Below are 10,058 nucleotides of genomic sequence, written 5' to 3' on the forward strand. Positions count from 1 at the left end.
CGGGTGCCGTCGAGATCGATGTGTGGGTTGAGGGTGGAGAGGTGCAGGTGCGGTGCGATCGCGCGGTGATGGATGCCCCGGCCTGTCAGGCCGGGTGCCCCACCGCGTTTCGTGTGCCGTGCTCGTCGTGCCCCCGTCGTGCCCGCGTCACCAGGCCGTCGCGGACGTGGTGCCCGACGAGGAGGGCTTCTCCCCGGGCAGCAGGATCCACAGCGCCAGATAGACCAGGAACTGCGGACCGGGCAGCAGGCACGAGACCAGGAAGATGACGCGCATGGTCGTCGCGGAGGTACCGAAGCGCTGTGCCAGCGCCGCGCACACTCCGCCGATCATGCGTCCGTCGCGGGGGCGAACCAATCCGGCCATGGTGGACTCCTCGGTGAACCGTCCGGGGAGCAGCCGCTGCGGTGCTCCCGATGTATCCATGGTCGCTCCACCACCGGGAAGGGGCCTCCCTCTACGGTGCGACCCCGACCCTGGTAATCGTCGGGGTCACGCCCTGAGGGGTCTCGTCGGTCCGCTCCGCGCCTCCGGGCGCGGAGTCGGGCCGGCGCCGCTGCCGCAGCCTGGACCGGACGAACGGCACCACCAGCAGGTGCGTCAGCAGCACGCCGGCCGTGTTCAGCAGCAGCGAGTCGATGTCGACCACCTGCCCGGGCACCCCGGTCTGCCCCAGCTCGATGGCGAGGGATATCAGGGCGCCCGCGGCGGTCGTCCGGACCAGCGACGCCCATGGGGAGACGGTGAGCCGCGCGTCGGCCATCGGCAGCAGGAACCCCAGCGGCGCCAGCAGCAGCAGTCCCGCGCCGATGCGCCGTACGGCGGCGGCCGGGCCGAGCGCGAGGTCCGCCTTGATGCCGTCCAGCGGTGTGAAGTTCGCGGCGGTGATCCAGGGGACGTCCAGGGGGCGAAGCGTCAGCCACCCGACGATCACGAGATGCGCGAGGAGAAGAGAGAACCCCACCACGCGGAACAGGGTGACGGCCTTACCGCCGGGACCTTGACGCACGCCCCCCTAGACGTCCTGCCACGAGGGAACGGTTCCGGGCAAACGGCGGGAAGTGGCGCAGACCACGAAACGCGCGCCCCCGCCACGCCCCAGGCGTCCCGCGCACCCCTACGCCCCCACCGGCCGCACAGCACCGCGCCGTGCGGCGGCCGGGCTCACCGGCCACGGGCGCCGCCGGGCCACGGGCGCCGGGCCACGGGCGGCGTCGGGCCATGGGCTCACCGGGGCGACGGCGTGCTCAGGGTCGGTACGTTCTGCGGCCGGGCCTTCGTCTCCTCCGTGCAGAGATATCCCCGCGGGGCGTAGTCGTCGCTCGGCCCGCCGAGCAGCACCCCGCCGCCGGTGACGAGCGTGCTCTCCTCCGCGAAGGTGCACACCACCTGGGCCAGCGCCTCGGCGGACAGGTCCTCCGGCTGGGCGCTCAGCCGCAGAGCGCCCGCGGGATCGTCGTCGGTGCCCTCCCCCACGGTCAGGTCCGAGGGGACGGCGGTGGTGAAACCGGCCCGGCGCTCGCCGGAGAGCGGCGTCTGCCGGATCTGCGCCAGCAGCGCCCGGGCCACACCCAGGCGGCCACCGCGCCGGTCGGCGTCCGCGATCGTCCGGTCCGCCGCCACCAGCTCCGACGCGCAGACCAGGTACACCCGCACCCGGTCGTCGGCCGCCTGCGCCCCGGAGCCCGTACCCGCCGTGCGGCACGGCACCCGGGAAGGGGCGGGCCCCGCGTCGACCGGCACCGAGGTGGACCGGATGCCGCACCCGGCGGCCAGCGCGGTGGCCGCCGCCACGAGGACCAGCGCGGTCAGCGGGCGGCGCCCGGCCCCCGGCCGCCGGGCCGGACGCGGATCACCGGACCCGGGCACGTCTTTCCGCACCGCGCGGCCGATACCCTGCCTCACGACTCCTCGCCGTCCGTGCCGTCGTCGGCACCGCGCACGTCGTTCGTGGCACTCTCGTCCTCGGCGTCGTCGGGGAGCCGCAGGACGAACACCGCGCCGTCCCCGTCGGGGGAGTTGGCGGCGGAGATGGTTCCGCCGTGGATGAGCGCGTTCTCCATGGCGATCGACAGCCCGAGACCACTGCCCTCGGAGCGCGGACGGGACGCGCTCGCCTTGTAGAACCGGTCGAAGACGTGCGGCAGCACGTCCTCGGGAATCCCCGGCCCGTGATCGCGTACCTCGATGACCAGTTCCTCACCCTCGGTGCGTACACGTACCCGCACCGGTGAACCACCGTGCTTGAGCGCGTTGCCGATCAGATTCGCCAGGATCACGTCGAGCCGGCGCGGGTCGAGCCGCACCATCATGCCGCGCTCCGCGTCCAGGTCCACCGCGTCCAGCCAGGCCCGGGCGTCGATGCAGGCGGTGACCTGGTCGGCGACGTCCACCGTGTCCAGGACCAGCCGGGCCGTGCCCGCGTCGAAGCGGGTGACCTCCATGAGGTTCTCCACCAGGTCGTTCAGCCGTCGGGTCTCGCTCACCACCAGATGCACGGCGGGCGCGATCATCGGGTCCAGGCTGTCGGCCTCGTCCTCCAGCACCTCGGCCACGGCGGTGATCGCGGTGAGCGGGGTGCGCAGTTCGTGCGACATGTCGGCGACGAACCGGCGGCTGGACTCCTCCCGCGCGCTCATGTCCGCGACCTTCTTCTCCAGCGAACCGGCTGCCCGGTTGAACGTCCTGGAGAGCTCGGCGAGTTCGTCCGTACCGGAGACCACCAGACGGGTGTCGAGCTTCCCCTCGCCCAGCTTGCGCGCCGCCTCGCCGAGCCGCTGCACCGGCCGCAGCACGGTCGTCGCCGCCGCCTGCGCGAGCAGCGCCGCGCCGATCAGCGCCAGCGTGGTGGCGATACCCAGCGACCAGGCGAGGGAGTTGAGGTCCTGGCGCTCCTGGTCCAGCGACTTCAGCATGTAGCCGGTCGGGCCGCCGCCGATGATCCGCGTCCCCGCCACCAGGTACGGCGTGCCGCCGATGCTCGTGCGCTGCCAGAACAGGTGGTACTGGTGCGAGTTGCCCGAGGTCAGCCGCTGCTGGGCGGACACCTGCCGCTCCAGCGAGCGGGGCACGTCCACCTTGGTGAAGGAGTCCAGGTCGGAGTAGCCGACGATCGGCTTCCCGCCGTCCCGTTCGTCCTCCAGCAGCACCGCGTAACCTGGCCCGCTGTCCGCCATCTGCACGGCCGCGGACTGGAGATCGTCCTTGGTCGGCTGCAACGGCAGTGCCGCCGCCCGGTTCTGCATCTGCCGCCGGAAGTCCCCCAGCGCCGCGTCCTGAGTACGCGTCAGCACCGCTTCGCGGTTCAGCCAGTACGCGATCCCCGACGCGGACACCGCCGCCGTCAGGGCCACCAGGCCGAACACCACGACCAGCCGCAGCCGCAGGCTGCTCCAGCGGAGTCCCGCACGGACTCCCCGCCCGGCACGTCCACTCACTGAGGCGAGTCCAGCCGGTAGCCCACGCCCCGCACCGTACGGATCAGGGTCGGCGAGGACGGCACGTCCTCCACCTTCGCCCGCAGCCGCTGCACGCACGCGTCCACCAGACGCGAGTCGCCGAGGTAGTCGTGCTCCCACACCAGTCGCAGCAACTGCTGCCGGGACAGGGCCTGTCCGGGCCTGCGGCTCAGCTCCAGGAGCAGCCGCAGCTCGGTCGGGGTCAGCTGGAGGTCCGCCCCGTCCTTGGTGACCGTCATCGCGGAACGGTCGATGACCACGTTTCCGAAGGTCGCCGAGTCCGTCGACTCCCGCTCCCCGCGCCGGAGTACCGCGCGGATGCGCGCGTCCAGCACCCGGCCCTGCACCGGCTTCACCACGTAGTCGTCGGCGCCCGACTCCAGCCCCACCACCACGTCGATGTCGTCGCTGCGCGCGGTCAACAGGATGATCGGCAGCTGGTCGGTGCGGCGGATGCGCCGGCAGACCTCGAAACCGTCGATGCCCGGCAGCATCACGTCGAGCACGACCAGGTCGGGCCGCTGCTCCCGGAGGAGGTTCAGGCCGTCCTCTCCCGTCGCCGCGGTGGCCACTCGGTGGCCCTGGCGTGACAGCGAGAGTTCGAGAGCCGTGCGGATGGCGTCGTCGTCCTCGATCAGCAACAGGAAAGGCACGGACGCCATTCTGTCCCATGGGGTGCCCCAGTTCGACCGCCGGGAGGCACTTCGGTCGCGTGAGTGGCCCCGGACAACACTTGGTTGTGACGGTTACGACCCCACGAGGCCTGTGACAGCTCTGTGACAGTCGGCGGACAGTGGCGTGAAACTGCGCGGCCAGACTCAATGGCACACGGTTCGAACGGACTCCACCGACGGGGAGGCGCACGATGAACGCACTGCGACTGCAACGCACCAGCTCAAGCGCGGTTGTCACGCGTCTCCACGACATCGGACGGGGTCCGGACAAGTCCGGTGCGGTGAACGGGCGGGGGTGCGTTCGCAGCACCGGGCGTCAGCACCCGGCCACGACGGCGGTTGCCGAGGTCACGGGGGACGAACCGGGCACGTACGGGGGAACGTACGGGGGACACGGGGGAAGCGCGTACGGGGAGGGCATCACGGGGGAGCGGACGCCCCGGGCGGGGGCCGAGGACGCCGAAGCTGCGTTCACGGCCTACGTCCAGGAGCGCCGCGCCTCCCTGTACGCGACCGCCTACCACCTGACCGGTGACCGGTTCGAGGCCGAGGACCTGCTGCAGAGCGCCCTCTTCTCGACGTACCGGGCGTGGGACAGGATCAGCGACAAGGCCGCGGTCGGCGGTTATCTGCGCCGCACCATGACCAACCTGCACATCAGCGCCTGGCGCCGGCGCAAGCTCAACGAGTACCCGACCGAGGAACTGCCGGAGACGGTCGGCGACTCGGACGCGATGCGCGGCACGGAACTGCGCGCGGTGCTCTGGCAGGCACTCGCCCGGCTGCCCGAACTCCAGCGCACCATGCTGGTCCTGCGCTACTACGAGGGGCGCACCGACCCGGAGATCGCGGCCATCCTCGACATCAGTGTCGGCACGGTGAAGTCCAGCATCTGGCGGTCGCTCCGCCGGCTGCGCGAGGACGAGGTCCTCAGCTTCGGACGTGACGAGAAGGAGTCCTTCGGCGAGCTGGTGGCCTGAAGGCGACGGGGGAACGACGGGGCCCGCCGCTCCGGGGGGAAGCGGCGGGCAACGGGGACACGGGGGAACAACGGGGGAACGACGGAGCTCGCCGCTCCGGGGGGAAACGGCGAGCGACGGGGGACGGCGGGGTCGTACGGGCTGGGGGGCCCGGTACGGCCCCGTTCGTCGTTCCCGGACGTTCTCGGCGTACGTCCCACGGCTCTCACGGCTTCGGCACTTACGGCGCTACGCCGCGCCGCTCCCCGCCGGGGTGCGGCGGCAGCGGCCCGCGGCTGCGGCGGCCAGGCGGCCGAGCGCCTCCTGCTTGCCGCACGGGTGGGCGCCGAGCGCCGCCTGACGGGCCACGATCCGACGCTCCGAGCGCATCAGCCGCCAGCCGCGCCGCAGCAGGAACGGCACCGACTTGCGGCCCTCGCGCAGATCCCGCAGCAGCCGCCGGCGGAACGTGGTCGCGGGACGCCCGCGCAGGCAGATCGCGTCGGCGAGCAGCCCCAGCTCCTGACAGCGTCCGACGATGTCCGCCGCGAAGATGCCCTCGGCCACGAAGAGCGGCGAGCGGTCGATGTGCAGCACCTCGCTGCCCGTGCGCGCGCTGATCGAGATGTCGTACACCGGCACCCGGGTGCGGCCGGTGCGGCAGAGTTCCGCGACGGCTGTGACGGCCGCCTCCAGGTCCCAGGACGCGGTGGAGTCCCAGTCGATGTCCGTGCTGCCGGTGACCAGGGGCAGGGTCGGATCGTTGGCCTCTTTGTAGAAGTCGTCCAGGCGCAGCACCGGGAGACCGGTACGAGCGGCGAGGAAGGACTTCCCGGAGCCGGAGGGTCCTGTCAGCAGGACGACGCGCGTCGGGATCGGTTGGGAACTCACAGAACAAAAGTGTGAGGCATGACCCGAGCAGGGGACCCCTCGGAAGTCCTGTTGGTATCGAGCATCACATCTCCACTACTCTGCGCGCACGTACGACTACCGATACAGAGTCGATCAGGTGGGAAAAATGGCACGTCATGCACGAACCAAGCCCTCGCGGCACGTCCTGCTGCGCGCCGGGCTGACCGTCACCGCCCTGGGCGCCGCCCTCGGCGCGGGCGCCGCGTCCGCGCAGGCGGCCACGCCCGAGGCCGTGACCGAGGCGAGCGACAGCGCGCAGGCCGCCGTGTCGGCGGTGACCGACGCCGCGCTGCCCGCGCTGACCGGCGCGCTGTCGAACAGCCTCGCCCCCGTCACCGCGCTCCAGCTCGACCCGCTGGCCAAGACCGGGACCGACCCGCTGGACAACGCCGTGGGCACGCAGGTGGCCGACTTCAAGCCGGTCTCCACCGCCCTGGTCACCGATCACCTCACGAACGGCGGCGCGCTCCGCGATCTGCCCCTGATCGGCCCGGTCACCGGCCTGGTCACCGGCGCGCACTGACCGCGCCGGCCCGTGGCCGGGCGACGGGGCCGGTCCTCGCGTTCGTGTGAGGACCGGCCCCCGCCGCGTGTGCCCGTGCCGCCGTCAGTAGGACGACCCGGAGACGCCCAGTGCGCCCGTCGGGTGCCAGACCGTCTTGGTCTCCAGGAACGCCGTCAGCCGGTGCGTACCCGGGTCGGCGGTCCAGTCGACGGCGCCCGGTCCCGCTTCGCCGTCCACAGCCTGTGGACGCAGTACGCGCTTCAGGTTGTCCGCCGCCGCGATCTCCAGCTCCTTCGCCAGCTCGGCGTCCGCGCCGGCGAGGTCGATGGCGTTGACGTCCTGGTGCGCCGCGAGCGGGGCCGCCAGCTCTGCGGTGGCGCCGGAGAGCACGTTCACCACCCCGCCCGGCAGGTCCGATGTGGCCAGCACCTCGCCCAGCGAGAGCGCGGGCAGCGGCGCGTCGGCGGAGGCGACCACCACGGCGGTGTTGCCCGTCGCGATCACCGGGGCGATCACCGAGACCAGCCCGAGGAACGACGAGCGCTGCGGAGCCAGCACCGCGACCACACCGGTCGGCTCCGGCGTCGACAGGTTGAAGAAGGGCCCGGCGACCGGGTTGGCCCCGCCCACGACCTGGCCGATCTTGTCGGTCCACCCCGCGTACCAGACCCAGCGGTCCACCGCGGCGTCCACCACGGCCGCCGCCTTGGACTTCGACAGCCCCTCGGCGTCCGCCACTTCGCGGGCGAACTGTTCCCGGCGGCCCTCCAGCATCTCGGCGACGCGGTAGAGGACCTGGCCGCGGTTGTAGGCGGTCGCGCCGGACCAGCCGCCGAACGCCTTGCGGGCGGCGACGACCGCGTCCCGGGCGTCCTTGCGGGAGGACTGCGGGGCGTTCGCCAGCCACGTGCCCTTGGAGTCGGTCACCTCGTACACCCGGCCGCTCTCGGAACGGGGGAACTTGCCCCCGACGTACAGCTTGTAGGTCTTGAAGACGCCGAGGCGCCGCTCGGCGGAGCCGTTGGTCGATCCGTGCTCAGACATCGAGGTACGCCTCCAGGCCGTGGCGGCCGCCCTCGCGGCCGTAGCCCGACTCCTTGTACCCGCCGAACGGCGAGGTGGGGTCGAACTTGTTGAACGTGTTGGCCCAGACGACGCCCGCCCGGAGCTTGTTCGCCACCGCGAGGATGCGGGAGCCCTTCTCCGTCCAGATGCCCGCCGACAGGCCGTACTGGGTGTTGTTGGCCTTCGCGACGGCCTCGTCCGGGGTGCGGAAGGTCAGCACCGAGAGCACCGGGCCGAAGATCTCGTCCCGGGCGACCGTGTGGGCCTGGGTGACACCGGTGAAGAGCGTCGGGGCGAACCAGTAGCCGGAGCCCGGCAGTTCGCACGGCGCGGTCCAGCGCTCGGCGCCCTCCGCCTCGCCGGTGTCCGCCAGCGCGGTGATCCGGGCGAGCTGCTCGGCGGAGTTGATCGCGCCGATGTCGGTGTTCTTGTCCAGCGGGTCGCCGAGGCGCAGCGTGGACAGCCGCCGCTTCAGCGCGTCCAGCACCTCGTCGTGCACCGACTCCTGCACCAGCAGGCGGGAGCCCGCGCAGCAGACCTGGCCCTGGTTGAAGAAGATGCCGGTGACGATCCCCTCGACCGCCTGGTCGACCGGGGCGTCGTCGAAGACGATGTTGGCGCCCTTGCCGCCCAGCTCCAGGGTGACCTTCTTGTCCGTACCCGCGACCTGCCGGGCGATGGCCTTGCCCACGGCGGTCGAGCCGGTGAAGGCGACCTTGTTCACGTCCGGGTGCGCGACGAGGGCCGCGCCCGCGTCGCCGTACCCCGTCAGGATGTTGACGACGCCCTTCGGCAGGCCCGCCTGGCGGCAGATGTCCGCGAAGAACAGGGCGGAGAGCGGGGTCGTCTCGGCGGGCTTGAGCACCACCGTGTTGCCCGCGGCGAGCGCCGGGGCGATCTTCCACGCCAGCATCAGCAGCGGGAAGTTCCACGGGATGACCTGGCCGGCCACGCCCAGCGGGCGGGGGTTCGCGCCGAAACCGGCGTGGTCGAGCTTGTCGGCCCAGCCCGCGTAGTAGAAGAAATGCGCCGCGACCAGCGGGAGGTCCGCGTCGCGGGTCTCCCGGATCGGCTTGCCGTTGTCCAGCGTCTCCAGGACGGCCAGCTCACGGCTGCGCTCCTGGATGATCCGGGCGATCCGGAAGAGGTACTTGGCGCGCTCGGCGCCCGGCAGCGCGGACCACTTGCCGAATGCCTTCCTGGCCGCCCGGACCGCGCGGTCCACGTCCGCCTCGCCCGCGCGGGCGACCTCGGAGAGGACCTCCTCGCTGCTCGGCGAGACGGTCTTGAAGACCTTGCCGTCGGCGGCCTCGGTGAACTCGCCGTCGATGAACAGGCCGTAGGACGGCGCGATGTCGACGACCGACCGCGACTCGGGGGCGGGTGCGTACTCGAATGCAGATGCCATGGGGATCAGTCCACCGTCACGTAATCGGGGCCGGAGTAACGGCCGGTGCTGAGCTTCTGGCGCTGCATCAGCAGGTCGTTCAGCAGGCCGGAGGCGCCGAACCGGAACCAGTGGTTGTCCAGCCAGTCCGCGCCCGCGGTCTCGTTGACCAGGACCAGGAACTTGACCGCGTCCTTGGTCGTACGGATGCCGCCCGCGGGCTTCACCCCGATCTGGACACCGGTCTGGAGGCGGAAGTCGCGGACGGCCTCCAGCATCAGCAGGGTGTTCGCGGGGGTGGCGTTGGTCGCGACCTTGCCGGTCGACGTCTTGATGAAGTCGGCCCCGGCCAGCATCCCCAGCCAGGAGGCGCGGCGGATGTTGTCGTACGTGGAGAGCTCGCCGGTCTCGAAGATGACCTTGAGGCGGGCGGTGCCGCACTCGGCCTTCACGGCCGTGATCTCCTCGTACACCTTGAGGTAGTGGCCGGCCAGGAACGCGCCCCGGTCGATCACCATGTCGATCTCGTCCGCCCCGGCCGCCACCGCGTCGCGGACGTCCGCGAGCTTGACGTCGAGCGCCGCGCGGCCGGCCGGGAAGGCCGTCGCCACGGACGCCACCTTCACGTCGGAGCCGGCCAGCGCGGCGACGGCGGTCGCCGCCATGTCGGGGTAGACGCAGACCGCGGCGGTGCGCGGGGTCGTCCGGTCGGTCGGGTCGGGATGCAGGGCCTTGGCGCACAACGCCCGGACCTTGCCCGGGGTGTCCGCGCCTTCCAGCGTCGTCAGGTCGATCATCGAGATGGCGAGATCGATGGCGTACGCCTTGGCCGTCGTCTTGATCGACCGGGTGCCGAGCGAGGCGGCGCGCGCTTCCAGGCCGACGGCGTCGACGCCGGGCAGCCCGTGCAGGAAGCGGCGCAACGCACCGTCGGACGCGGTCGCGCCGGAGAATGCGGGTGCAGTGGTGGGCATGGTCACCAGAGGAGCATATCTACGCGCGTAGCAGCCTGTACAGGGGGGGGCGGCCCGTCACACGCACCCTGCGGGGGACCCGCGCGCCCGGTGCGCGCCCGGCCCCCGCCGCCGGACCCCCGCC

General features: G+C 72.1%; 11 protein-coding genes. 2 read left to right on the forward strand and 9 right to left on the reverse strand.

Features of this window, described 5'->3' with window-relative positions; translation table 11 throughout:
• Positions 1-147: 147 nt before the first annotated feature.
• The 5 genes from ACWD3D_RS27195 to afsQ1 form a co-directional block, all read right to left on the reverse strand.
• A complete protein-coding gene (locus tag ACWD3D_RS27195) occupies positions 148-366 on the reverse strand; it encodes a PspC domain-containing protein (RefSeq protein ID WP_451463430.1) in 219 nt (72 codons plus the stop codon).
• Positions 367-457: 91 nt separating this feature from the next.
• Entirely contained in the window at positions 458-1,009 is a 552-nt protein-coding gene (locus ACWD3D_RS27200; protein ID WP_451463422.1) for a VanZ family protein, read from the reverse strand.
• A 218-nt stretch (positions 1,010-1,227) separates the two neighbouring features.
• Positions 1,228-1,905 (reverse strand): hypothetical protein, encoded by a 678-nt coding sequence (locus tag ACWD3D_RS27205; protein ID WP_451463423.1) that lies wholly within the window; start codon positions 1,903-1,905, stop codon positions 1,228-1,230.
• Entirely contained in the window at positions 1,902-3,437 is a 1,536-nt protein-coding gene (locus tag ACWD3D_RS27210; RefSeq protein ID WP_451463424.1) for an ATP-binding protein, read from the reverse strand. Before ACWD3D_RS27210 ends, ACWD3D_RS27205 begins: the two co-directional genes overlap by 4 nt.
• Positions 3,434-4,111 carry a two-component system response regulator AfsQ1 gene (gene afsQ1, locus ACWD3D_RS27215; RefSeq protein WP_266708396.1) on the reverse strand — a complete coding sequence of 226 codons (678 nt, stop codon included), beginning with the start codon at positions 4,109-4,111 and terminating at the stop codon, positions 3,434-3,436. Before afsQ1 ends, ACWD3D_RS27210 begins: the two co-directional genes overlap by 4 nt.
• A gap of 212 nt (positions 4,112-4,323) precedes the next feature.
• On the opposite strand from afsQ1, the gene ACWD3D_RS27220 reads away from it, so the two are divergent.
• A complete protein-coding gene (locus ACWD3D_RS27220) occupies positions 4,324-5,112 on the forward strand; it encodes a SigE family RNA polymerase sigma factor (protein WP_451463425.1) in 789 nt (262 codons plus the stop codon).
• A 228-nt stretch (positions 5,113-5,340) separates the two neighbouring features.
• Here ACWD3D_RS27220 and ACWD3D_RS27225 read toward each other — a convergent pair whose 3' ends face one another.
• The gene (locus ACWD3D_RS27225) at positions 5,341-5,982 is read right to left on the reverse strand and encodes a uridine kinase (RefSeq protein WP_451463426.1); all 642 of its coding nucleotides are present in this window, start codon (positions 5,980-5,982) and stop codon (positions 5,341-5,343) included.
• A gap of 127 nt (positions 5,983-6,109) precedes the next feature.
• Between ACWD3D_RS27225 and ACWD3D_RS27230 the strand changes: the two genes are divergently transcribed.
• The gene (locus ACWD3D_RS27230; RefSeq protein ID WP_451463427.1) at positions 6,110-6,526 is read left to right on the forward strand and encodes a hypothetical protein; all 417 of its coding nucleotides are present in this window, start codon (positions 6,110-6,112) and stop codon (positions 6,524-6,526) included.
• A gap of 84 nt (positions 6,527-6,610) precedes the next feature.
• Here the strand turns inward: ACWD3D_RS27230 and ACWD3D_RS27235 are convergent, their stop codons facing one another.
• From ACWD3D_RS27235 to deoC, 3 genes are read right to left on the reverse strand one after another with little or no spacing between them, the layout of a single operon-like run.
• Positions 6,611-7,552 carry an aldehyde dehydrogenase family protein gene (locus ACWD3D_RS27235; RefSeq protein WP_451463428.1) on the reverse strand — a complete coding sequence of 314 codons (942 nt, stop codon included), beginning with the start codon at positions 7,550-7,552 and terminating at the stop codon, positions 6,611-6,613.
• A complete protein-coding gene (locus ACWD3D_RS27240) occupies positions 7,545-8,981 on the reverse strand; it encodes an aldehyde dehydrogenase family protein (RefSeq protein ID WP_451463429.1) in 1,437 nt (478 codons plus the stop codon). Before ACWD3D_RS27240 ends, ACWD3D_RS27235 begins: the two co-directional genes overlap by 8 nt.
• Before the next feature lie 5 nt (positions 8,982-8,986).
• Positions 8,987-9,934 carry a deoxyribose-phosphate aldolase gene (deoC, locus tag ACWD3D_RS27245; protein ID WP_451463431.1) on the reverse strand — a complete coding sequence of 316 codons (948 nt, stop codon included), beginning with the start codon at positions 9,932-9,934 and terminating at the stop codon, positions 8,987-8,989.
• Positions 9,935-10,058: the final 124 nt, after the last annotated feature.

The sequence above is a fragment of the Streptomyces sp. NPDC002690 genome, assembly GCF_053592415.1.